Source organism: Rhizobium sp. JAB6 (assembly GCF_003024605.1).
Lineage (GTDB): Bacteria > Pseudomonadota > Alphaproteobacteria > Rhizobiales > Rhizobiaceae > Rhizobium.
The window spans coordinates 947743-970148 of sequence record NZ_PYJQ01000009.1 but is presented as its reverse complement, the minus strand read 5'-3'; the positions used below and the strand labels follow the sequence as shown (position 1 = coordinate 970148).

Sequence of the window (22406 nt, the reverse complement as noted above, 5' to 3'; positions counted from 1 at the left end):
TCCCGAAATTCTCGTTGTTTTTCTCGCAATTCCAACCGGATAATCGTTTCGCATTTTTCGTGGAATTGCTCGTCTTAGCTGACCTTTTTCAGGAGGCCTCCATGGCACCTCGCGTTCTCGTATCCGATGAACTGTCGGAAACCGCCGTCCAGATCTTCCGCGATCGCGGCGTCGAAGTCGATTTTCAACCGCAGCTTGGCAAGGACAAGGACAAGCTGTTCGAAATCATCGGCAATTATGATGGTCTTGCCATCCGTTCCGCCACCAAGGTGACGGAGAAGATCATCGCAGCGGCGAAGAACCTCAAGGTCGTCGGCCGTGCCGGCATCGGCGTCGACAATGTCGATATTCCGGCCGCCTCGCGCCGCGGTATCATCGTCATGAACACGCCGTTCGGCAATTCGATCACGACGGCCGAACACGCCATCGCGCTGATGTTTGCCGTTGCCCGCCAGCTTCCGGCCGCCGATGCCTCGACGCAGGCCGGCAAGTGGGAAAAGTCGAAGTTCATGGGCGTCGAAATCACCGGCAAGACACTTGGCATCGTCGGCGCGGGCAATATCGGCTCCATCGTCATTGCCCGCGCCCTCGGCCTGAAGATGCATGTCCTTGCCTATGACCCGTTCCTATCCAAGGAGCGCGCCGAGGAAATGGGGGTCACCAAGGTCGAGCTCGAGGAGCTGTTTGCCCGCGCCGACTTCATCACGCTGCATGTGCCGTTGACCGACAAGACCCGCAACATCATCGATGCCAGCGCCATTGCCAAGATGAGGCAGGGTGTGCGCATCATCAATTGCGCCCGCGGCGGTCTCGTCGATGAAGCGGCCCTTGCTGCGGCCATCAAGTCCGGCCATGTCGCCGGTGCCGCTTTCGACGTCTTCGAAGTCGAGCCTGCCAAGGAAAGCCCGCTCTTCGGCCTGCCCAATGTCGTCTGCACGCCGCATCTCGGTGCGTCGACGACCGAAGCCCAGGAAAACGTCGCGCTGCAGGTCGCCGAACAGATGTCGGACTACCTGATGAAGGGCGCCGTCTCCAACGCCATCAACATGCCCTCGATCACAGCCGAGGAGGCGCCGATCCTGAAGCCGTTCATCAAGCTTGCCGATGTTCTCGGCGCCTTCGTCGGGCAGGTCACGGACGATCCGATCAAGGAAATCGAGATCCTCTATGACGGCGTCACAGCCGGCATGAACACCAAGGCCCTGACGAGCGCGCTGCTCGCCGGCCTGATCCGCAATCAGGTCGCCGACGTCAACATGGTTTCGGCGCCGATCATGATCAAGGAAAAGGGTATCGTTCTTGCCGAGGTCAAGCGTGACAAAACCGGCGTCTATGACGGCTATATCAAGCTGACGGTGACCACCGACAGTATGACGCGCTCCGTCGCCGGCACCGTTTTCTCGGACGGCAAGCCGCGATTCATCCAGATCAAGGGCATCAACCTCGATGCGGATGTCGGCAACCATATGGTCTATATTGCCAATACCGACGTTCCCGGCATGATCGGCTTCATCGGCACGACGCTCGGCTCTGCCGGCGTCAATATCGCGAACTTCCAGCTCGGCCGCGACAAGCAGGGTGGCGACGCCATCGCGCTTCTCTATGTCGACGGCCCGATCGGCGATGATGTACTTGCCAAGCTAACGGCGCATCAGGCGATCCGCCAGGCCAAGCCGCTGGTGTTCAACGTCGACTGAGTCTGCCCCGCCCTGATCGAGGGCGGCAGCCACAGAGTTTGCTCCTCCCAAGAGCCAACCGAAAGCCCGGTGCGACATGAGTTGCGCCGGGCTTTCTTCATGGTTGTGAGGGTTGTGGATAAGCTGGGCCCGCAGACTATCGAGGCCGAGGAAACGCGCCTATCTCTATGTCATGGAGGCTTTGCGGAAGAATATCCTCGGGGAAGGAATGGGTACGCCGATCGGATGGCTGGCGAAGCCGGTCTCGGTGGCGATCGTTCTGTTCGCACGGGCCATCACCGCCGTGCGGGCCATCTGGCCCGAAAGCGGCATGCAAACCCGCCGCTGCGTCTATTTCGCCAATCATTCCAGCCATGGCGATTTCCTCCTGATCTGGACTGTCCTCCCGCCGCGATTGCGCCGCCGCGTCCGGCCCGTAGCGGGCGCGGATTATTGGCTGAAATCGCCGCTGAACAGCTTCATCGGCCGGGATGTTTTCAACGCCGTGCTGATCGAGCGGGATCGCGAGGCGCGCAAGGAAGATCCCGTCACGCAGATGACGCAGGCGCTCGATGCCGGTTCCTCGCTGATCCTGTTTCCAGAGGGCACGCGTAATCTGACCGAGCAGCCGCTGCAGCCTTTCAAGAGCGGGCTTTTCCACCTTGCCCAGGCTCGCCCCGATATCGATCTTGTTCCCGTCTGGATCGACAATCTCAATCGCGTCATGCCCAAAGGCGAGTTCGTACCTATTCCGCTTATCTGCACCGTGACCTTCGGCGAGGCGCTGTATATCGGTGAGACCGAAGAGAAGGCGGAGTTCCTGGCGCGAGCCGAAACGGCGCTGCTGGCGCTCGCGCCCAAGCGGGCGGGAGACTAAACATGGGGGCGGCAAGCGCCGATCTGATCCACCTCGTTCTTGGCATTTTCGGCGTCCTGATCGTCGCCTCCATCATCGGCTACGTGCTGCAACGGCGCCTTTCGCCGGATGGATCGAATGCCGCGATCGAAAATCTGAATGCGCGCATCAAGGCTTGGTGGGTGATGGTGGTGCTGATCGGCATCGCCTTCATTGCCGGGCGTGCCGGCGTCATCCTGCTCTTTGCCTTCTGCTCCTTTGCGGCGCTGCGCGAATTCGTGACGCTGATCAATACGAAGCGGGCGGACCACTGGGCGCTTGCCGCGGCCTTCTTCGTGGCGCTTCCCGTACAATATTACCTGCTGTGGGCCGAGCAATACGGCATCTATTCGATCTTCATTCCCGTCTATGCCTTCCTCTTTATGCCGATCATCGCGGTGCTGCGCGGCGACACGGAGCGTTTTCTCGTGCGCATAGCCGAGGTGCAATGGGCGCTGATGATCTGCGTCTTCTGCGCCTCGCATGTGCCGGCGCTGCTGACCCTACATATTCCCGGCTATGAAGGCCGCAACGTGCTGCTGATCGCCTTCCTCGTGATCGTCGTGCAGCTCAGCGACGTCCTGCAATATGTCTGGGGCAAGCTGTTCGGGAAAACCAGGATTGCGCCGCGGCTTTCGCCATCGAAGACGGTGGAGGGTTTTGCCGGCGGCGTGATCAGCGCTTCTCTGATTGGCGCGGCGCTCTGGTGGGTAACGCCGTTCACGCCGCTGCAGGCCGGGCTTCTCGCCTTTGTCATCACGCTCATGGGCTTCTTCGGCGGGCTTGTCATGTCGGCGATCAAACGGGATCGCGGCGTCAAGGACTGGGGGCATCTCATCGAGGGACATGGCGGGCTGATCGATCGGCTGGACTCGGTCGTCTTTTCCGCGCCGGTTTTCTTCCATCTCGTGCGCTACTGGTGGTCGCTGTCATGACAGGAAAGCTGAGAGCGCTTGCCGGCAGCAGCATCGTGCATGTGCTTTTCGCCTTCCTTGCCATGGGCGGCTGGGCTTTCTTCGCCAACCGCATGCATCCGATGCCACGGCCACTGATCGCGGGCCTCGTGCAGGGCGTGCTTTCCGGCTGCCTGACACTGTTTCTGAAGTCGGCCGTCGAGGCCTTATCGCGGCGGTTCAGCGGCCTTATGCGTCTTTGGGCGCCGCCGCTGATCGCCTGCCTGAGCTCGGCGACCATCCTGATTGCCATCCACGCGCTGAGCGGCACACCGGAGATCCTGAAGACCATCGCCGTGCCGCTGCTGGTCTCCTCCAGCTACGCGGCGATCTACAATTATTCGATATACGCAAGGCTGCGAAATCATGAAGGGTGAGGGGACATGACAGGCGAGGGGGTAGGCGACAGGCGGCCGCTGGCGAGCCGCAACACCCGATGGGCGCAGATGCTGGCGCGGCGAATGACCGCGCTTTCGGTGACGCCGAACCAAATATCGCAGGCGAGCATGCTCATGGCGGCCTTGGCGGGGGCTTCGTTCTGGCTCTCTGGCGCCGCCGGCGGTATCGGGGTGCGGGTGGTCTTGCTGTTCCTTGCCGCCTTGTTCTGCCAGCTGCGTCTGCTCTGCAATCTGCTTGACGGCATGGTGGCGGTCGAGGGTGGAAAGGGTGAGGCCGACGGGCCGTTCTGGAACGAGTTTCCGGATCGGATCGCCGATATCTTCATCTTTGCCGGCATCGGCTATGGCATTGCAATGCCGGGGCTTGGCTGCGCGGCTGCCGCCTTTGCCGTGCTGACGGCCTATATCCGTGAACTCGGACGCGCCACAGGCAGCCCGAGCGATTTCTGCGGTCCGATGGCCAAGCAGCATCGCATGGCGGTCGCGACAGCTGCGGCTTTGCTCTCGATCATCGAGGCGCTATGGAGCGGCGGAAGCTGGGTTTTGACCATCGCGCTCTGGATCGTCACAATCGGATCGGCGGTGACAGTCCTGCGGCGCAGCCGCAATCTGATCCGGCATTTGAAAGCAAGGGGATGATTCGCAATTTCGCCCACCCCTTGCATGGGTCGGCAATCCTTTCTATATCCGTCCACAATTGAGGCTGGCTGCAAAGAGCGCTAAAGGCCCTGTATGATGAAAATTCGCCGCTTTTGCATCGCATGCGGCGACGAGAAGCATGATCCGGAAAAGTGTGCAGCGGTTTTGGATCAGGTCATGCGAAATCAAATTGTGAGAGCGTGACGATTTCTCGAAGAAAATCATCGCGCTCGGCAGCATCGAAGATCGTTCAAGACTGGCGGCAACGACCGTGAATACACTGGATTTTGACAAGAGGCCGGAAGATACCCGGGTCGTCGTCGCCATGTCGGGCGGTGTCGACAGCTCCGTCGTTGCCGGCATTTTGAAGCGGCAGGGCTATGATGTGCTCGGCATCACGCTGCAGCTCTATGACCATGGCGCAGCCGTGCATCGCGCCGGCTCCTGTTGCGCCGGCCAGGATATCGACGATGCGCGCCGCGTCTGCGAGACGCTTGGCATTCCGCATTATGTGCTCGACTATGAAAAGCGCTTCCGCGAGACGGTGATCAATCCTTTCGCGGAAAGCTATGTCGCCGGCGAAACGCCGATCCCCTGTGTTGCCTGCAACCAGACGGTCAAATTCGCCGATCTGCTGGCGACGGCGAAGGAGCTTGGCGCCGATGCGCTGGCAACCGGCCATTACATCCGCTCGCGCCCGAACCCATCGCCGGAGCATCCGCATCGCCGCGCACTCTATCGCCCGGCCGATGCCGATCGCGACCAGAGCTATTTCCTCTTCGCCACGACGCAGGAGCAGATCGATTATCTGCGCTTTCCGCTGGGCGGCATGCCGAAGGCGGAAACGCGGGCGCTCGCCGAAGAAATGGGCCTTGTCGTCGCCAAGAAGGCCGACAGCCAGGACATCTGTTTCGTGCCGCAAGGCAAATATTCCGACGTGATCGCCAAGCTGAAGCCGAATGCGGCGCTTGCCGGCGAGATCGTTCACCTCGACGGCCGCGTGCTCGGTCAGCACGAGGGTATCCTGCATTACACGATCGGCCAGCGCCGCGGCATCGGTGTGGCCACAGGCGAGCCGCTTTACGTCGTCTATCTCGACGCCCGCTCGCGCCGCGTCATCGTCGGCCCGAAGGAAGCGCTGGAAACGCATCGCGTCTATCTACGGGATGTCAATTGGCTAGGCGACGAGCCGCTAGAGCAGGCCGCTTCCGCCGAGGGCTTTGCCTGCTTCGCCAAGGTCCGCTCCACCCGCGCGCCGTCGCCTGCCGTGCTGCATGCCGATGCCAGCGGCATCTATGTCGATCTCACCGTCGGCGAGGCCGGCGTGGCTCCGGGCCAGGCCTGCGCGCTCTATTCCGCACCTGGCGATGATGCCCGCGTTTATGGCGGCGGCTTCATCGAACGCTCGGAACGCGAGCCGATGGCGGAGGCGTCGTTGAAGGCGTTGCTGGCAGGTCCGGTGGCTGCCTGAGGGAAGGCGGCATCGGCGCCAAGAGAAAGCACTGATTTTTCCAAATCATCCGCTTGACACCAAGCCGAACCGCACCTTATAAGCCGCTCAACCGACGGGCCAGCGCTTTTCGAGTGGCGGTTCGTTTGACCTTTGCATTTGATGTTCGACATCAAATGCGGCGTGGCGGAGTAGCTCAGTAGGTCAGAGCAGAGGAATCATAATCCTTGTGTCGGGGGTTCAAATCCCTCCTCCGCTACCACCTTTATCACCGACAGTTCGGGGCTGACCAAACTAGCCAAGCGGCCCTTGAGTCCGATGTCATATGGTTGACCGGGATCGGTCTGGTGGACCACCACGGCGGCGACAATCTCCCGGAACGGCCCGATAAGCTCGGGCGATGGTTCTGCCCCCTCCTTAGCGACAATCTGCGCCAAGCTTTCAATGTTCTCCCGAAAACGGGTAACCGCCTTCGGCTGAAGCTCAATGACGTTCGTAGGCTCTTCGATGGATTCGAGGATAGCCTTCTGGGCGTCCCTTTGTTCGCGCAGCGGCGTCAGCAATGCAACGCCTTCCTCTTCGCCGATCAATTCCTTTGCCATCATGCTGATGATCTTGGTTATCTCTGCCTTTGCTTCCTCAAGGAGGCGGGTGGCGCTCGCGCGATCACGCAGCGCGGAGCTGCGCAGTTTCTTTTGCTCTTCCTGATAAGCCTGAATGTAGGACTCGATATATTTCGTGTCTGAGAAGATGGACCTCAGCCGGTTCATCACTAGAGCCTCGATGCGCCCGAGATAATAGCGCCTGGTATTGTGGCAAACCCCTGATTCCCGATGATCACTGCACTGGATACGATGGCCGTTTCGATCCGGGCCGATCATAACCATTCCGCCCCCGCATGCGCCGCAGCGCAACAGGCCCGACAGCAGACGCTTTGATCGCGGAGCCTTTGGCCCGACCTTTGCCGCCGCAACCTTTCTCCCCTGTACAGCCTCGAAAATATCCTCGTCGATGATCCGCAGATGAGGGGCATCTATGGTTTCGATCTGTTCGTGATCGTTGGCCCTAGACAATCTTTTGCCGCTGGTGGGGTCTTTCACCATGTGCGTGCGGTTCCACATGATCTTCCCGGCGTAGATGCTATTCCTGAGAATGCCGTTGTTCCGTTGATTGCTGCCATTGATGGTAGAGGCATTCCATTGCCGCCCACGGGGTGCAGGGACGGCCTCCCGGTTCAATATGCCAGCAATCGTACGAGGCGAGATCCCTGCGGCGTACATCTCGAAAATGCGCCGGACTGTTGATGCCTCGTCTTCGACAATCTCCAGCTCGCCCGGCTTCCCCACTACAGGTCTATAGCCATACGCTTTGCCGCCGGCATTGCGTCCCGAGCGGACGACGCCGATCATCCCCCGCTTGACCTTCCTAGCCCCTTCCTCGCGCTGCATTTGGCCGACGAGGCCGTACATCCCGATCTGAACGGTATCCATAAGACCGCCATTGACGCAGTGCATTTCAATGCCGCGAAATTTCAGGACCTTGTGGATATGCCCCAAATCGGAAATGTCGCGTGACACGCGATCCGCATGCTCGGTGACAAGGATATCGAACTCGCCGCGCTCAGCGGCCGTCATGAGGTCGGCCAAGCCTTGGCGGCCGAACATCGATGCGCCGGATTTCGCCCTGTCGGAAAACTGCTTCACAACAGCGGCGTCGAGGCGCGCGGAGTACTCATGGCAAAGACGGAATTGGTCCTCGACCGATCTATCGTTCTGCAAATCGGTCGAGTATCGCCCATACAATGCCGCGCGCTTCATTTTTGCCTCGCCTGCTCGTCCTTTGGAAGGTTTTCATTTGCTGGCTGCTTCGGCGCGGCGTCAAGTCGCGCTTGACGCCGAGCAAGTGCCTTTACAAACTCGATAAAGGGGTCTCGGGGCTCCATCGGTCAGTTCTCCCCGTTATCCACAGGGCCAGCTCCATAAAATGCGCCGCCTTTCAGCGATCTCAGGAAGAGGAGAGCCCCATGGTTATCGGAGCGATCTACGAGCTCTTCAAAAAGGTTTGCATCACTCTCAATGAGCTCAATCTTCCGGAAATGCTCTTCTCGGCTCAGGCAGCAGTAGCCGAGAATTTCACCCGTCAAGGACATGTAAGCCGCCCATTCGGGAGAAGTGGTGGCACTGGCGCAATCATGTTCGAACTGCGCTTCCCAGACCTTCTTGGCATCGGTATAGCGGGCGATAAGGTCGGTCAGCATGAGCCTTCCTCCCCAATTCGATCAAAGGCGGTGAGCGCCTTGTTGATTTCTGTCTGCGCCGCTTCGGCGAGAAGTTGGAGGGCGCAATAATCCCTGCCGCCGCCTCCAAGCGCTTCGCTGCCCTCAGTCGCCATTTTTATGGCGTGAAGGAAGCTATGGGCTGCACCCAAGGCATCTTCGATTTCGGTATTATGCACGGGCGTTCTCCCCAGCTGGGGCACGCTCACTGTGGCGCGCGTCCGAGAAGCCACCTTGAATGCGCTCGCTTAGATCGCGGGCAACCCAGACAAAGGCTGAAGCCCGGTCGATATAATGTTTGGTATCGGCGGTGAGCGTGTGGCGATCGATTTCCAAAAGCTTATTCATGGTCTCGTCGATCAGATGGCCGAGGTGAATGACATCGCTTTGGATATCGTCGAGCGTGTACGGCTGAGCGGAAATCATGCGAGCTCCTCCCCAGCTTCGATCATAGCTTCGATTTCGGAGATGAGATCTTGAGCGATAATCGCGCCTCGTTCCATCGCGTTGCGCTCATGCGACATTTCAAGGGAACGCGCTCCAAGGTTCAAAAGGAGGAGGAGATCACGAAGGTCGTGGACCTTATCCAAAAGGCCCAATGGACGCTTTTGTTTAGCCATAGCTTCGCCATCCGACTGAATCGGGTCTGTCATTTTCTTGCTCCGTTTTCAGAAAATTGCCGTGGATCAGCCACGGCGCCGCATCAGTGCTCGAGGACCATCTTGAAGCGGCCCTCGACAAAAGGATGGGTATAGAAGGCGGCAGAAACCGGCCTGCATTCGTCGATGAAGCGTTCGAACGCCGCAGTCACATCTTTCTTCCAATATACGGCATAGGTTGCGCCATCCGCCTCAGCGCGGTCGTTCCGGACCATTCCGGCCGGCTTTGGTGCATACGGTGATTGGCGCATAACGGCGTCGATCGTGGCGTCCGAGAGTCCGTAAAGCCGCCAGATGCGCTTGCGGATATGCATGATGCTTTCGGAGTTCGCCGGCCGCGCGCTCAAGACGGTCTGCGCGGTCTCGATACGTTCGACCTTTGCATCGATAAGGTTCAGCCGCTCGTCCCGTTGCGCTTCGCGCTGCTCGGCATCCGCAATCATGCGGAAGGCGTGGGCGAAGGCCTCGGCTGTCGTCGGGATCTGTGCGGGCTGGCTCTTATGTGTTTGCCAGTAGTCTACCAGCCGCGCAGTGAATTCGGGGGAGAGCTGCGCGACGACGACGTAGCTGTCGCGCTCGTTGACGAGGTAGACTTCGACCGGGCGCGCGCCGGCGCCATCATGGGAGGTTTCCTCAAATTGAGTAAACCTCACCAAGCCCTTCTCAGCCAACGTCTCGATTGTACGCTTCACATTGTCGTGGCGCTTTTGAACGACGTCCGAGATCTCGCGGCTGGACATCATAGCCGATGCATTCATTTGGATGAGCGGATTCATGTTCACTCCATCGGGTTGATGGAGTCTTAATTAACTCAGTTATGTGTGGTGGTCAACACGAAAAATGGGTTAAATAGATCGACCGATTTTAGCGACGACAAGTTGCGGCATCGCGTACTCATCTTTTTTGAGGTCGGTCTTGATCAGCGGCTTCCATTGCTGGACCGACCATACCGTGTCGCTCTCACCGATAAAGGTCCTGATCGTTGGCTTTCCGTCAATCGTAACGACTACTTCGCTTTGCCATAGAGGCGGCAAATTCGGGTTTACGATAGCAATCTCGCCATTACGAATCGCTGGCTCCATTTCCGTGCCAAACATCACAAGGCCATATGCATCCTCCGAAAATTCGACCGGGTACGCCTTGGGGATAGCGTTAATCAAGCGAGGACCTGTGCCGTCTCCTGGAGCATATACGGGCATTCTTCCCTTTGTGACGATGTCAGAAGCGTGCTTTCCTTCTTCCATGAATCGCCGATAACTCTCGGCGCTGTCGGCTTTCATTCTCTCCACGGTCTTCTTGAAGCGTTCTAGATTGAACCCCTCATTGGGGATACCCAGCACGTCTAATATTCGTGGGTAGGCTCGCGAGTGCTCGACAGCGCCGCGCTCAATTCGATCGACCGTTTGCTGTGACGTATTGGCGAGCTTCGCGAGTTCGGTCTGGCTTAATCCGCGCTCCTCGCGCGCACGGCGCACGGCTGTACCTTTTCCTTCGCGCAGGCGGTCAATGAGGCTTTTTTCTTCTTTGTCTGCCATGGGAGTCCCTTTTTCTGATGAATGCCTCCTTTGTGTAACCAGTTCAAGTTAAATATGTGTTGCATAATAACTCAGAAATGGGTAATTCTGAGTGGCCATGAAGCGAAAATCCAATTCACAACAGATTACGCGGCTCCTAGAGGCCGCAATCACAATCGCTGGCTCCGAAGCTAAGCTTGGGACGCTAGCTGGGTATTCTCAGAATGCCATCTGGTACGCGAAACGGAACGGTCGCGTATCTGCCGAACTCGCGAGTGCGATTGATCATGCGACGAAGGGTGCTATTTCGAAGACCCAACTTCGCCCAGACATCTTTCCGCCCGCCACGACAATATCGGGAGCGTCCCTGTGACGGCGCCCTCCTTGGACAGACGTGAAAGTGTACGGAATTACGTACACCGCGCCGCCCAATGGCTCGCCGATCGCCACGAATGTTCCGATCCGGAACGTTCGCCGACCCTCCCAGAAATCGCCTCTCGCTTTGGTCTGACGGACGCTGACGCGGCCGAAGCGATATTGCTCGCCGGAAACTTCTCCGTCTGCAGGAGGGCGTTCGGATGAGCAAATATCGCAAGGTCGATACGAGAACTCTCTATGACGAAAAATTCCGTGATCTCGGTGACGACGGAAAGCTCGTCTTCCTCTCAATCCTGATCCATCCCCATATGACTGCCCTTGGCGCAATGCGAGCTTCGTTCGCCACCTTGGCTGAGGATCTCGAATGGTCGACGGAACGGTTTACGAAAGGGTTTCAGGAACCGTTGTCGAAAGGCATGATCCGGTTCGATGAAAAAGGGCGGCTCGTCGCGCTCCCGAATTTCCTCAAATACAATCCCGCCGACAATCCCAACGTCATCAAAGCATGGGCAAACAGCGCCGATCTTCTTCCGGAGTGTGATCTCAAAGAGGAAGTCATTTCATGGGCTTATGACAGCCTAGCGGACCGCCCGCAGTCCATGATCGACGCGTTCAAGAAACTGTTTGGCAAACCGTTACCGAAACCTTCTCGAAACCGTTTGGCAAACAAGGAACAGGAGAAGGAGCAGGAACAGGAACCGAAACAGGAGCAGAATTCTCGCTCTGAAGGAAGAAAGGATACGTATACACACGCACATGCGCGAGAGACGGACAGTGATCATCCCTTCGATCCACCAACCTCGGCTGAAGACGGTGTTGCCTTTCTCGTAAGCAAAGGTGTTCCACGTCAATTCATGGATCAGGCCCTTCACCGCCTGATGCGACATGCCCTTTTCCAGTGCGATATCGATGACTGGCGCCAGGAAGCGGCGGGAGGGGTAGCATGATAGTTTTTCCCTATCATCGTCGTCGCGCTGTCATCAATCGGATCGCTGACACCTTCGTCAATGAAGGTTTCGAGGCTGGTAATTCGCTCGCGTTGCTTACGGGAGCCCAAATGGTCGCCGATCTCATCAACAATGGCGCATCAGATGCTGAAGTCGAGGCCTCGATCACCCTTTTCATCAACGCATGGCGCGGCGCGGCGATTCCTCGGCTCGTCGAACAACAGCGAAATGGAGGCGTAGCATGACAGCTTTCATCGACATCAAGCCGGGCCAATGGGTTCTGGCGTTCCAACAGCCGTTTGGCCCCTACGTTCGGGAAATGCCCGATGTGCTCGAAGGCTATGCCGTTAAGCACTGGATGGACAGCTTCACCAAGGATGAGAATTTCTTCATCGCTCAGGTCGAGACAGTGAAGCCGAAGACATTCACGGCCACGGAACCAGTTCGATACGAGGGCAGCAGAATTCCGCGCTGTCAGGTCATCGCTGCTTGCCGATCGAAGGAGGCCGCTATTGCCCTCCGCGACAAGTTTTTCGCGATAGGCGAGGAGGCTGGCGAGGCGATCGAGAAAGAGATGCATAGGCGCATTGAGAAATTCGCCGAGCGCAAACGCGCGGCCGGTGAAAAGAAGATCCGCAAGCTGTTTCCAAGCTTCTTCGCAGAACCCAAAGGAGCTGCAGCATGACTTCAGCAGACGACCGAAATATGCGGGATATGTTCCTCGTTTGCAGCCCTAATCAGCGCCTCTCTGACTTCGCTGGCCGGCACGACGTCGTAGTAGGCGTCCAAGCATACACGAACCGCGATGATGTATTGCTCGCCATCATGCGACGGCCAGTCGCTTATGAGCGTTTCCGCTGCGTCTCTGACTGTTCTCACCACCCTGTATTTTTGCCGGCCATTCAGGACGAGCCGAAGTGCCGGAAACTGATGCGAAGTGTGCCGATTCATTACGGTTTGCCCTCACATGGTTATGATATTAGTAATCATGCAAGTGCTGTACCATTCGAGGTTGCGGCATGACGATGAACCAGATCCTCAACGTCAGCCGAAACGACGACGGCCAATTCGAAATCGTCGACCAGCGCGGCAAAGTCGTCGAAGGGCCGTTCGATACCAACGCAGCCGCATGGAAGGCGCTGGACCGTCTCGATCATCGGGATGTCAACGTCCCTGAGAAGCGCAGTTCGAACAAGAAGGTGCTTTGGGGCAAGCCTGAAAAGGGAAAATCGAAAAAGAGCCTGAAGCGGGAGCAGAAGATTGCGGCGCGGCAGGAAAAGCAGATGAAGCGCGATGCCGCAAAGGCGCCAGGCTGGGTGCGTTCGATTGCCGCCAAGAAGTTCGATCCTGCCGGCGAGCGTGCATTTCGCGATTATCGGTTGGGCACATTCGGGCCAGCATCCGAGGTTCGAAGGATCGATCCAGAACAATATCTTCGCGAGAGAGGTGGAAAGCTATGAGCAACATCCCGGACGATTTGAGAATGATTGCCACTCACCTTTCACATAGGTTCCATCAAAAGGACCTTGACGACGATTTGCCGACGGCGATTGCGAAGCTGTTGCTTGATGAGCGTAATCGCTGTGCCGCAGTTGCGGAGACTATGGCTGATACGATGGAAACGGCGCCCGGCATCTATCGAAAGACGCGGTTCAGCGATATCGCTGCGGCAATCCGCAAACCCGTCACGTCTCCGCGTCTGCCGTCCAAGAGATAGTGCTCGTCAATGAACCCAGTGATTTCACTGCTCCTTGATCGGTATCTTAGCTTCTTCGACAGCGGCGATGAACGCTCGGCGGGCATCCTCTGGGGTTCGCTTGCCGCTGATCACGTCGGCGCAGACGGTCAAGGCTCGATCCAATGCGGGCGCCTCCTCCAGTGGCCAATCCGCGATAAGTGCCCAGCTGGCGGCTTGGGTCGTATCGATGACGACCCACTCGTCGGGGCCCTCAAGCGCGATCGTGACCGCCTTGCTCCATTTTCTATGCGTCCCCGGAAATCCTCAGGTTTGTGGATGCTCATCGTCGCTCTCATAGGCCGATTTGTTTTGTGTGGCGAGGCGGCCATATGATCCAAACCGGCGCCCATTCCTGCGATATCCATAAGGTAGCCCGTCAATGTGGTGTGCTGCTACGGGATTGGCGACATCACAGTCCCAGCAGCCGCAAGGCTCGAGAATGCTATTGCAAGCCGACTGTCAGAGAAATCGGCCGGCGCTACGGTGAAGAGCATCTTCGTCTGGTGTTGATGCTCGTCACTGGCAGCCAGCGCAATGCCGACGAACTCTTTGCCGATGTCCTGAAAGCTGTATCGCGTCTTCTCATCGCCAATCCGGAACTGGTTAGGCGCCCTACCTTGATTTCCGACTTCAACGCTATCGACCTTGGCGCCCTCCGACGCGGTGCCAAGGCCATGAAATACGGGATGGCGACGAGTGACGAGATCCTCGTTGCCCTGAGAATGCAATTCGGCCTGTGGCCCTATCGAGGAGAAGCAGCATGACGATGGTTTTCGCTGAGTGGACTTATGAGCAGGTGCGGGCACAGATTATCGAGGGCGCTTTGACGCTCAGAGCCTCACCTGCAGCGTTGGGGCCACGGATGGGGCTTGGTGCCATGTCGGACATCGTTCGCGAGATGATGGAAGGCTACGGGTACAACGAAACGACGGTTAGAAGGATACCTTCGGCTGGCGCCATTAGCCGGATGTACGAGACTTGGGACTGGATCAACACGTACCTAAACGAGGAAGAGCGCAAGCTCGTCTACGATTACGCGTTCATCAAAATCCGGAAGGGCGTCTACTTCGATGCCTATCTGAAGAAAATCGACGTGTCGCGAAGAACTTTTGAGCGTCGAATAGCTTCGCATTGTCAACGTATTGCGGACAATCTGAACCAAAAGCACCGCGTCCGGTTGACAGTGACCTTTGACGACGTGACGCAAATTGCCCTAGAAGACATATCAATAACGGTAGCTTCGAAGAATTGCGCGACGAACTGGCGCGATGACGAGGTGGGCGGCCAGAAGAAGCAGGTGAGGGCAGACGTCCTAGCGCATGCCAACTGGCGAAACGAACGCCGGCGGCAGCTCTTGGAGCGCGTCGAACGGTAATGCCGCAATCGACCCTTCCTATTCGGGAATTCGAACACCGGGTGACCGGGCGCGGCGCTTACTTTTACTCGGAAGTAAACGGGTGAGGATAAGTATATAAGCGAGAAATATCCCCATCGTCTATGCAATCGAATGGTTGCCAAGAATCGAATCCGGCGCGATGCTTTCTCTACTTAAAGGAGAAAGCTATGTCCGACGATCATCTGAGTACTGAGACATCAATTTCGGCGGAATTGACTGAAACGGGTGTGAAAGCGGCAGCTAAGAGCCGCGCTGTGTCAGCGGTTGATCGTCTCATTGGAAACGTCGCCGACCTTGGGAATGCATGGCTTGAAGGCATTTCCGCGCGCAGGCGCGCAAAGACGGAGGGGGAGCGTCAGTTGATCGAAGCTGCCGCGAAGTACGGTGTAGAGCGCATGAATGCCGATGATGAGTTTGCAAATCGAGCTCTCGAAAATCACTTCAAAAAGATCGCGCAGCAGCAAGTTAACAAGGATGCCGTGGTTGCCGAGGCATTGGAGGATCTTCGCCAAAACCCACCGTCGGAGGAAGAGTCGTTGGCTGGGCCTGCAAACGTCAGCGACGAGTTTATGAATCGTTTCGAACAGTATGCGGAATCTGCGTCGACTGATGAGCTACGTCAGAGATGGGGACGCGTGCTTTCTTCGGAAGTCCGAAAGCCCGGTACCTTTGGTGCAAAAGTGCTGCGGGCAACCGATGAGCTGGATGCTCCAACGGCGCAGTTGTTTGAGCGCGTCTGTGCTTCCCGAGTTCGCCCGACTGCACTGGCCAAATCTCTCACGGGAGTGTTGTCGTTTGCGGAATTGACCGCATTGATATCAGCTGAATTGGTGGTCGACCCAGGAATTGCTGGTCATCTGAGCTTATTTATCGAAGGAACGATGAATTCGACAGATCCGGTTTGGTTATTCGGTGTTGGCAACTTCGCAATTGCCTTTAAAAAAAGCTGCACTATTACTTACACTGAAGATGGAGCGCTGGAAGGCCACAATGGGACGCCTGCTCTCCGGTCTTACATTCTTACTGACGTAGGTCAGGCGCTTGCTACGATCTTGCCGCATGATGACTTTGACGTATTCAAAAGGCTTATCGCCAGCATAAGGCCTGCGCTGCCTGACGGCGAATTGAAATACTTCCGAATTATGCCAGACGGCAATTTGATCGAAATACCACCTCAGAGCATTGGGCTGGTCTAGTCATCTTGCGGCGTCACTGAAGTTGCCAGATAGCCGTTCCTCAGATAGGGTTTGATAGCCGAAGTGCATCTCGGTCCCCCATCACAATTCGCCAAAATGGGCAACGAAATTGGGAAGAGCTGACATCTATGCGCCCTCGCTACGGCGAGGCTTCCCGGTACCCGTCCGAGCGGCTGCATTCATCAGCAGAACCGGAACGCAGAATGATGACTGCTCCGGCTAGTCGGTTAAATGGCAGGGGAAAGCCCACGTAGACAGCCACCCTCCGGGGCCTATTATGGTGCGCTCGGTAATTTTGGCCTTCATGCTCGATGCAATTACATCATCAGCATTGTTATCAGCGCTTCGATAGTCCCCCTCGGGGACCAAGCAAATGGCCCGCCGACTACGAGACCAACGAACCCAAGCGCAATGGCTGCAACCAGGCCATGCTTATGCCAGCCATAGGCGGCGCCAAAGCCTACAGCGGCCGCGATGATGATAAATGCCCAAACACACCGAAAGATGATCCGGATCCACCACACGGCAGCATCTGAGGTCATCGAGTTCTCCTGACGGTCTCGTATGGTTTCCACATGGGAGCGCACGCCATGAGTTGCAAGCCGCCCGATCGGCATAACCGCTGGGCGGGCTTTTCAATGACTAATTTGCTTCACCAGTCTGATTGCAATACTCATTGATGAGCGCATTTCTTTCGGAATTTGTTAATCCAGTCGCCGATGTCACCGCTGTGTCGATAGCCAGCGAGTTTTTTAACAACTTATCGCACCAGCCATCCATTTCAGCAATGGAATAGCTTTTCTCGACCCAAGGCTTAGCTCTCGCAGCGGAGAGTGCCATAACCGTTATTTTCCCTTGTCCACCATTGGAAATGATCGAATGACACAGCGTATCGCGATGTTTCTTGACCTCAGAAAGACGCTCCGTGGCCTTTCGGATGGTTTCCAGCAGCTCGTCCCCGAATGGAGCAGCAGCATTTTTCAATTGCTTGCTCATGGACTCAAACCCACCGGATCCAGTGTAGTAGGCCACACTAAGAAACGTTAGGGGATTGAATTCGACTTTTGTCTGATTGGGAGCGGTAGCGGCTAGTCTAGCGATCTGAATCTTCAGTCCGTGTTCAACAACGGCCCACGCTGAAACGACGCGGCCAACGGCAGCTTGCGTCTCCTTATCCAGAGGGCTTGTGTAATTCTGAATGCCTTCTTCCATAAAAGTGCGTTTGCCTCCGTATAATTAATTTCACTCCTGAAAACGCTTGGCGTGAGACTGGCTGAACTTCGAACGATAATCAATGCAACCAGCCGACTGGCAATGCAGAACGTTGCACTTTCTCGCGGCCCGGCCGGCATAACTGCTAGTCGGGCTTTTACGTTGGAAAGTGAGATGAGTTGGAGCCGACGCTGGCTTTATGTTCCTGCATCGTCTCGACCCGCACATTTACAGAAACCACCAGCCGCAGGCCCTGCCGCGCAGCTTCTGCAGATATTTGCTTGAGGGTGAGAGCCTGGTTTGGATGTTTGTCCATCATTTCATCGACAAGCCGCTCGAACGCCATGTCACCTGTCACTTCCAAAATATCGTTCCTCGTATCGATCTGGTAGGAAACGCGGATATCTAAATAAGAGACCATAAGCTGGCGTGGCAGATGGTGAAAGCCCGCTTAGCTGGTATCGCATTCAGACCATCTTTGCCAAGGAGCGCGTTCACTCGTGGCGGAGGATGCCGCGCGGCCGCTCGAGAATCTGCATTCCCAGGTGACTAGCGGATAGTGGATCAGTCTTGGATACGCTTGATGACATCAACTCGTTGGCAAGTGCCGGTAGCCGGAACGACGTCGAGCTTCTGTCCGACTGCAAAACTGTCCTTCGGCACGCCCAACTCGATTGTCATTTCGCATTGATATGATTTCCCCGCATGCGTTCGAGTAAATGAGATTCTACCTTCTGTGATGGTTTTACGCCCAGTCTCGAAGCCTAACCGATCTGTTATGATGAGCTCGTGGTTCCATACTTCGGCGATCGTCGCGACTGCATGCGGGAAGTGATGGATACGCCATGACCAGATCCCAAAGACAAGAATGCCGAAGATCAGGCAGCTGCCGACAATCACAGCCAACAGCCAATATTGCCCAGTGGACTCGTCGCGCGGAACGTCATCGATCGCTTCTCTCATCTCGATGAAATCGATGTTGGGATCGGACGGATGATCCATATCTGCCGCCGTTCGCCTTTCCGGCTCTTGAGAAGTGCACGGCATGAGTGTGGCTGAACTTCGAACGACAATCAACGCAATTCCAACTGGCCCACCAGAAGGCGCAGACATGACAGGCAGACCTTCAGACTTCACCTCAGAGATAGCGGAACAGATCTGCGAGCGCCTTGCCGAAGGCAATAGCCTGAGAAGCATCTGCGAGGCAGAAGATATGCCTTCGAAGACGACGGTCTTCCGTTGGCTCAATGCATTCCCCGACTTTCGGGACCAATACGCCCGCGCGCGCGAAGCCCAGGCCGACGCTCTCTTTGACGAAATCCTCGACATCGCGGACACGCCGATCACAGGCGAGAAGACGAAGGTCGACAAGGACGGCAATGTCATAGAGATGACGAAGGCCGACATGATCGAGCATCGCCGGCTGCAGATCGAGGCCCGCAAATGGATGGCCGGCAAGCTTCGCCCGAAGGTCTATGGCGACAAGCTCGATATAGACCTGAACAGCAAGGTCAACTTCGTCATAAATGCCAAGCCCATGACAGAAGCGGATTGGCTGAAGGAACATGGATCAGACGACGATAAGTAGGACGGCGTGGGCGCCTCAGGCTGGCCCGCAGACCGCTCTTGTCGATTGCCCGTTTCGTGAGGTGTTCTTTGGCGGCGCGCGCGGTGGCGGCAAGACTGACGGTGTTCTCGGCAAGTATGCGATAAAGGCCGCGACCTACCGATCTGCATTCAATGCCATTTTCTGCCGGCGCGAGTTGCCGATGCTTGATGACGCGATCGAGCGCAGCAAGGAAATCTACGGCAAGATCGGTGCCGACTGGAATGAGCAGAAGAAGACGTGGGTGTTTCCCGGTGGCGGCCGTCTGCGCTTCCGCCCGCTTGAGCGTGTCCAGGATGCCGACAAGTATCAGGGGCAGAACGTAACGGATGCCTGTGTCGAGGAAGCCGGCCTTTATCCTGACCCGAAGCCGATCGACAGAATGTTTGGTGTCCTTCGATCTGCAAAGGGCGTACCGACGCAACTGATCCTGACCGGTAACCCCGGCGGCGCTGGGCAGCATTGGATCAAGCAACGGTATATCGATCCTGCTCCTGGTGGCATGAAGCTTCTGACCCGCAAACTGCCGAACGGTAAAGAGCATCGTTATGTCTTCATCCCGAGCCGGATTGAAGACAACAAGCTCCTGCTGGAGAATGACCCGGACTACATCAACAACCTCTATCTGGTCGGCTCCGATCAGCTCGTAAAGGCATGGCTCTCTGGTGACTGGAACGCAATCGAGGGAGCATTCTTTGACTGCTGGGATACTCGAAAGCATATCGTTCGTCCTTTCACCGTCCCGAGCGACTGGACACGTTTCCGATCAATGGACTGGGGATCTGCCAAGCCGTTCTCGGTCGGCTGGTGGGCAATCGCTGGCGATGACTATCAGACGGAGACCGCTGTCATTCCTCGTGGTGCAATCGTCCGATATCGAGAATGGTACGGCTGCAAGGCTGGCGAGGCCAACGTAGGCCTGAAGCTGACGGCAGAAGAGGTTGCCCGCGGCATAGCCCAGCGCGAGGGCGCGAAGTTCGATCCGGACACGAAGGCGATGATCGAGAACCCAACGGAGAGGGTCTCCTATGGTGTTCTCGACCCCGCGGCCTTTGCCGAGGACGGCGGCCCGTCGATTGCCAGCCGCATGATGCGGGAAACGAAATTCAAAGTGATGTTCAAGGGCGCTGATAATTCCCGCGTGTCGCAGCGCGGCGCTATGGGCGGCTGGGATCAGATGCGCGCCAGGCTGAAGGGCGACGGCGAGCGTCCGGGATTGTTCGTGTTCTCGACCTGCACGGATTTCATTCGCACAGTCCCGCTTCTGCAGCACGACAAAGACCGGCCCGAAGATCTGGACACAGACGCTGAAGATCACGTTGCCGACGAAGCGCGCTACGGCTGCATGTCCCGGCCGTATCTGCCGCCAAAGAAAGACGAGCAGCCAGCGCAAAAGCACAAAGACTACACGCCGCGCAACAGCGATGCCGATGCCGGGGATTGGATGACCTACTGATGAATCAAACAGGCTATACGGCTGGTTCGTCTCCGTCACAGGGGCCGACAGCCTCGACCCTTCCGTCTGCCCAGTCGTTCGCCAATCACGCGAAGCTGAAGAAGCAATATCTAGATTATCTCGGCTTAAAGAACGAGGAAATCAAAGAGCAGCAGAACGCACGGCGCTATTACCATGGGGCGCAATATACGGCTGACCAGATCAAGATTCTGAACAAACGCAAGCAGCCGGTCGTCACCTACAATCGCATCGGTCGTAAGATCAACAGCCTCGTCGGGCTGCTTGAGCAGCAGAAGACGGACCCGCGAGGATTCCCGCGCACGCCGAAGCACGAAGAGGGCGCCGAAGTTGCGACTGCCGTGCTCCGGTATGTCTGCGATGAACAGGACTGGCAGACGAAAGCGCTTCTGAGCGGTCAGGATGGCGCAGTTGATGGCTTGGCCGGTGTCGAGATCATTATCGAGCACGGCGATCAAGGCGATCCCGAGATCGGTATCGAGACGGTTGACGCTGCCTCGTTCTTTTACGATCCGCGCTCCCTCAAGCCCGACTTCTCCGATGCTCGTTATATGGGCGTTGGGAAATGGGCTGATGAAGAAGCGGCAATGGAGATGTTTCCGGACAAAGCCGATGAGATCAGCGCCTCGTTGGAGAACGGCTCCGAGCTGACCAGCAACCCGGACAGCGACAATAAATGGTTTGCCAATGGTGAGACGTCGAAGCGCATTCGCATCGTCGATCATTGGTACATCAAGAACGGCGAATGGTACTGGTGCATCTATACGGGCTCCATGATCCTGGCCGAAGGGCCGTCTTATCTTCGAAATGAGAAGAACAAGACGATCTGCAAATACATCATGTGGTCGGCGGCGATCGATCAGGATGGCGACCGGTACGGCTTCATCCGCAACATGAAGTCAAGCCAGGACGAGGTGAATGCCCGGCGCTCCAAGGGGCTGCACACGCTTAACTCTCGGCGCATCATCGTCGAGAAGGGTGCTGTTGATGACGTCGAGCAGACAAGACGCGAGGCTGCGCGCCCTGATGGGGTGATCGAAGTTGCCCCGGGCGCTACGCCTCCTGTTTTCGACGATGCCGCTCGCGGCCAAGAGCTGCAAGGGCAAATGGCATTCCTTGAGGATGCTAAGAACGAAATCGAGAACTACGGCTTCAACCCGGCTCTGATGGGGCAGGGCGTCCAGGACATGTCAGGCCGCGCGATCCAATTGCAGCAGCGCGCCGGCGTTGCCGAGCTTGGGCCTTACCTGTCATCCAACCGGGGTTGGAAGATCCGCGTCTATCGGGCGATCTGGTGCGCGGTTCAGCAGCACTGGACAAGTGAGCGGTGGATTCGCGTCACGGATGACGACAAGGTTGCGCAGTTCTTCGCGGTCAATCAGCTGTCGATCGATCCCCGGACTGGTCAGCCGGCCATTGTGAACGCTCTCGGCTCGCTCGATGTCGACATCATCCTCGATGAGGGTCCCGATAGCGTTAACATGCAGGGCGACGCGTACGACACCTTGTCCATCATGGCGCAAAAGGGAATCGCGGTTCCACCAGAGCTGTTGATAGAACTCTCGCCATTGCAGGGCTCGATCAAGCAGCGGGCGCTTGCCATCATTCAGGAAGCGAAGCAGTCGGCCGCGCAGCCCAACCCGATCGCTGTTGCCCAAGCACAGGCTGAATTGCAGCAGACGCAGGCCGGCGCGCAGCTGAAGCAGGCACAGGCAGCCAAGGCCATGTCCGAAGCGAGCAACCCGAAACAGCCGAACGTTCCGAATGACCTCGATGTCGTGCGCAGTGTTGCCGAGATCAGAAACACCAACGCGCAGACGGCGAAAACTCTTGCCGATGCGCGCAAATCGAATGTCGAGGCCGAATTGAAGCCCGTTCAAGCCGCCAATGAGGCCGCGCGGACGCGTCAGCAGGCTCAAAGCAACCTCACATAGGAGCCGCCATCCTCAAGGGCGATCATCGGGCGCTGGTCCGCATCCAGCAGAGTGCCGCCGACTTCA

Annotated in this window: 30 protein-coding genes, 1 tRNA gene and 1 pseudogene; 19 read left to right on the top strand and 13 right to left on the bottom strand. The window is 57.3% G+C overall.

All coding sequences use genetic code 11. The annotated features are described in order from the left end of the window. Positions 1 to 101: 101 nt before the first annotated feature. The 8 genes from serA to C7U61_RS19670 all read left to right on the top strand — a co-directional run bounded on the left by serA (position 102) and on the right by C7U61_RS19670 (position 6757). Positions 102 to 1697, top strand: coding sequence for a phosphoglycerate dehydrogenase (serA, locus tag C7U61_RS14785; RefSeq protein WP_106999113.1), 1596 nt, complete (start codon positions 102 to 104; stop codon positions 1695 to 1697). Between the two features lie 208 nt (positions 1698 to 1905). Next, positions 1906 to 2553, top strand: coding sequence for a lysophospholipid acyltransferase family protein (locus C7U61_RS14780; RefSeq protein WP_106999112.1), 648 nt, complete (start codon positions 1906 to 1908; stop codon positions 2551 to 2553). A gap of 2 nt (positions 2554 to 2555) precedes the next feature. Next, positions 2556 to 3506, top strand: coding sequence for a phosphatidate cytidylyltransferase (locus C7U61_RS14775; protein WP_106998784.1), 951 nt, complete (start codon positions 2556 to 2558; stop codon positions 3504 to 3506). Then, positions 3503 to 3901, top strand: a complete 399-nt coding sequence (locus C7U61_RS14770; RefSeq protein WP_106999111.1) for a hypothetical protein — start codon at positions 3503 to 3505, stop codon at positions 3899 to 3901. Before C7U61_RS14775 ends, C7U61_RS14770 begins: the two co-directional genes overlap by 4 nt. Positions 3902 to 3907: 6 nt before the next feature. Beyond that, complete coding sequence (locus C7U61_RS14765; RefSeq protein WP_106998783.1) at positions 3908 to 4561, top strand: CDP-alcohol phosphatidyltransferase family protein; 654 nt, start codon at positions 3908 to 3910, stop codon at positions 4559 to 4561. A gap of 271 nt (positions 4562 to 4832) precedes the next feature. Then, a complete protein-coding gene (gene mnmA / locus C7U61_RS14760) occupies positions 4833 to 6032 on the top strand; it encodes a tRNA 2-thiouridine(34) synthase MnmA (RefSeq protein ID WP_106998782.1) in 1200 nt (399 codons plus the stop codon). Between the two features lie 164 nt (positions 6033 to 6196). After that, positions 6197 to 6273, top strand: a tRNA-Met gene (locus C7U61_RS14755). A gap of 67 nt (positions 6274 to 6340) precedes the next feature. Beyond that, entirely contained in the window at positions 6341 to 6757 is a 417-nt protein-coding gene (locus tag C7U61_RS19670) for a hypothetical protein (RefSeq protein ID WP_245410799.1), read from the top strand. Between the two features lie 21 nt (positions 6758 to 6778). On the opposite strand, the pseudogene C7U61_RS19665 reads toward C7U61_RS19670, so the two are convergent. From C7U61_RS19665 to C7U61_RS14720, 7 genes and pseudogenes are all read right to left on the bottom strand, one after another. Further along, a pseudogene (locus C7U61_RS19665) lies at positions 6779 to 7828 on the bottom strand (recombinase family protein); the annotation flags it as partial. Between the two features lie 128 nt (positions 7829 to 7956). Continuing rightward, positions 7957 to 8268, bottom strand: a complete 312-nt coding sequence (locus C7U61_RS14745; RefSeq protein ID WP_106998781.1) for a hypothetical protein — start codon at positions 8266 to 8268, stop codon at positions 7957 to 7959. Next, positions 8262 to 8465, bottom strand: coding sequence for a hypothetical protein (locus tag C7U61_RS14740; RefSeq protein WP_106998780.1), 204 nt, complete (start codon positions 8463 to 8465; stop codon positions 8262 to 8264). The genes C7U61_RS14745 and C7U61_RS14740 overlap by 7 nt, the downstream gene beginning before the upstream one ends. Then, entirely contained in the window at positions 8458 to 8712 is a 255-nt protein-coding gene (locus tag C7U61_RS14735) for a hypothetical protein (protein WP_106998779.1), read from the bottom strand. The genes C7U61_RS14740 and C7U61_RS14735 overlap by 8 nt, the downstream gene beginning before the upstream one ends. Beyond that, positions 8709 to 8939: a hypothetical protein gene (locus C7U61_RS14730; protein WP_106998778.1), complete on the bottom strand. Its 231-nt coding sequence runs from the start codon at positions 8937 to 8939 to the stop codon at positions 8709 to 8711. The genes C7U61_RS14735 and C7U61_RS14730 overlap by 4 nt, the downstream gene beginning before the upstream one ends. A 50-nt stretch (positions 8940 to 8989) precedes the next feature. Next, positions 8990 to 9721 carry a Rha family transcriptional regulator gene (locus C7U61_RS14725; protein WP_106998777.1) on the bottom strand — a complete coding sequence of 244 codons (732 nt, stop codon included), beginning with the start codon at positions 9719 to 9721 and terminating at the stop codon, positions 8990 to 8992. 69 nt (positions 9722 to 9790) lie between these two features. Further along, positions 9791 to 10480: an XRE family transcriptional regulator gene (locus tag C7U61_RS14720; protein WP_106998776.1), complete on the bottom strand. Its 690-nt coding sequence runs from the start codon at positions 10478 to 10480 to the stop codon at positions 9791 to 9793. A 557-nt stretch (positions 10481 to 11037) separates the two neighbouring features. Between C7U61_RS14720 and C7U61_RS14710 the strand changes: the two genes are divergently transcribed. The 3 genes from C7U61_RS14710 to C7U61_RS14700 are packed head-to-tail and all read left to right on the top strand — an operon-like array spanning position 11038 to position 12469. Continuing rightward, the gene (locus C7U61_RS14710) at positions 11038 to 11784 is read left to right on the top strand and encodes a hypothetical protein (RefSeq protein WP_106998774.1); all 747 of its coding nucleotides are present in this window, start codon (positions 11038 to 11040) and stop codon (positions 11782 to 11784) included. Then, the gene (locus C7U61_RS14705; protein ID WP_106998773.1) at positions 11781 to 12029 is read left to right on the top strand and encodes a hypothetical protein; all 249 of its coding nucleotides are present in this window, start codon (positions 11781 to 11783) and stop codon (positions 12027 to 12029) included. The genes C7U61_RS14710 and C7U61_RS14705 overlap by 4 nt, the downstream gene beginning before the upstream one ends. Beyond that, the gene (locus tag C7U61_RS14700; RefSeq protein WP_245410798.1) at positions 12026 to 12469 is read left to right on the top strand and encodes a hypothetical protein; all 444 of its coding nucleotides are present in this window, start codon (positions 12026 to 12028) and stop codon (positions 12467 to 12469) included. Before C7U61_RS14705 ends, C7U61_RS14700 begins: the two co-directional genes overlap by 4 nt. A 2-nt stretch (positions 12470 to 12471) precedes the next feature. Here the strand turns inward: C7U61_RS14700 and C7U61_RS14695 are convergent, their stop codons facing one another. Further along, positions 12472 to 12735: a DUF982 domain-containing protein gene (locus C7U61_RS14695; protein ID WP_106998772.1), complete on the bottom strand. Its 264-nt coding sequence runs from the start codon at positions 12733 to 12735 to the stop codon at positions 12472 to 12474. A gap of 68 nt (positions 12736 to 12803) precedes the next feature. Between C7U61_RS14695 and C7U61_RS14690 the strand changes: the two genes are divergently transcribed. Together C7U61_RS14690 and C7U61_RS14685 are read left to right on the top strand one after the other, a co-directional pair. After that, a complete protein-coding gene (locus C7U61_RS14690; RefSeq protein ID WP_106998771.1) occupies positions 12804 to 13244 on the top strand; it encodes a hypothetical protein in 441 nt (146 codons plus the stop codon). Continuing rightward, positions 13241 to 13501 carry a hypothetical protein gene (locus C7U61_RS14685; RefSeq protein WP_106998770.1) on the top strand — a complete coding sequence of 87 codons (261 nt, stop codon included), beginning with the start codon at positions 13241 to 13243 and terminating at the stop codon, positions 13499 to 13501. Before C7U61_RS14690 ends, C7U61_RS14685 begins: the two co-directional genes overlap by 4 nt. A gap of 24 nt (positions 13502 to 13525) precedes the next feature. Here the strand turns inward: C7U61_RS14685 and C7U61_RS14680 are convergent, their stop codons facing one another. After that, on the bottom strand, positions 13526 to 13744 hold the full coding sequence (locus C7U61_RS14680) for a DUF982 domain-containing protein (protein WP_106998769.1): 219 nt from the start codon (positions 13742 to 13744) through the stop codon (positions 13526 to 13528). Positions 13745 to 13851: 107 nt separating this feature from the next. Between C7U61_RS14680 and C7U61_RS14675 the strand changes: the two genes are divergently transcribed. The 3 genes from C7U61_RS14675 (at position 13852) to C7U61_RS14665 (ending at position 16114) form a co-directional block, all read left to right on the top strand. Continuing rightward, complete coding sequence (locus C7U61_RS14675) at positions 13852 to 14286, top strand: hypothetical protein (RefSeq protein ID WP_106998768.1); 435 nt, start codon at positions 13852 to 13854, stop codon at positions 14284 to 14286. Beyond that, entirely contained in the window at positions 14283 to 14897 is a 615-nt protein-coding gene (locus tag C7U61_RS14670) for a DUF6362 family protein (protein WP_106998767.1), read from the top strand. The genes C7U61_RS14675 and C7U61_RS14670 overlap by 4 nt, the downstream gene beginning before the upstream one ends. A gap of 188 nt (positions 14898 to 15085) precedes the next feature. Next, complete coding sequence (locus C7U61_RS14665; protein ID WP_181315848.1) at positions 15086 to 16114, top strand: DUF2806 domain-containing protein; 1029 nt, start codon at positions 15086 to 15088, stop codon at positions 16112 to 16114. Positions 16115 to 16431: 317 nt separating this feature from the next. Here C7U61_RS14665 and C7U61_RS14660 read toward each other — a convergent pair whose 3' ends face one another. The 4 genes from C7U61_RS14660 to C7U61_RS19660 all read right to left on the bottom strand — a co-directional run bounded on the left by C7U61_RS14660 (position 16432) and on the right by C7U61_RS19660 (position 18439). Beyond that, entirely contained in the window at positions 16432 to 16656 is a 225-nt protein-coding gene (locus C7U61_RS14660; protein ID WP_106998765.1) for a hypothetical protein, read from the bottom strand. Between the two features lie 100 nt (positions 16657 to 16756). Next, complete coding sequence (locus tag C7U61_RS14655; protein ID WP_106998764.1) at positions 16757 to 17326, bottom strand: hypothetical protein; 570 nt, start codon at positions 17324 to 17326, stop codon at positions 16757 to 16759. A gap of 157 nt (positions 17327 to 17483) precedes the next feature. Then, positions 17484 to 17690, bottom strand: a complete 207-nt coding sequence (locus C7U61_RS19385) for a hypothetical protein (protein WP_146143957.1) — start codon at positions 17688 to 17690, stop codon at positions 17484 to 17486. Between the two features lie 200 nt (positions 17691 to 17890). After that, a complete protein-coding gene (locus C7U61_RS19660; protein WP_245410797.1) occupies positions 17891 to 18439 on the bottom strand; it encodes a hypothetical protein in 549 nt (182 codons plus the stop codon). Here C7U61_RS19660 and C7U61_RS14640 point away from each other — a divergent pair. Genes C7U61_RS14640 through C7U61_RS14630 form a run of 3 tightly spaced genes read left to right on the top strand, consistent with a single transcriptional unit; the run spans position 18438 to position 22340 of the window. Then, entirely contained in the window at positions 18438 to 18914 is a 477-nt protein-coding gene (locus C7U61_RS14640; RefSeq protein ID WP_181315847.1) for a terminase small subunit protein, read from the top strand. The two genes, C7U61_RS19660 and C7U61_RS14640, sit on opposite strands and share 2 nt — an antisense overlap. Beyond that, positions 18892 to 20388, top strand: coding sequence for a terminase (locus C7U61_RS14635; protein ID WP_146143956.1), 1497 nt, complete (start codon positions 18892 to 18894; stop codon positions 20386 to 20388). Before C7U61_RS14640 ends, C7U61_RS14635 begins: the two co-directional genes overlap by 23 nt. Next, a complete protein-coding gene (locus C7U61_RS14630; protein WP_106998761.1) occupies positions 20388 to 22340 on the top strand; it encodes a hypothetical protein in 1953 nt (650 codons plus the stop codon). The genes C7U61_RS14635 and C7U61_RS14630 overlap by 1 nt, the downstream gene beginning before the upstream one ends. Positions 22341 to 22406 lie beyond the last annotated feature (66 nt).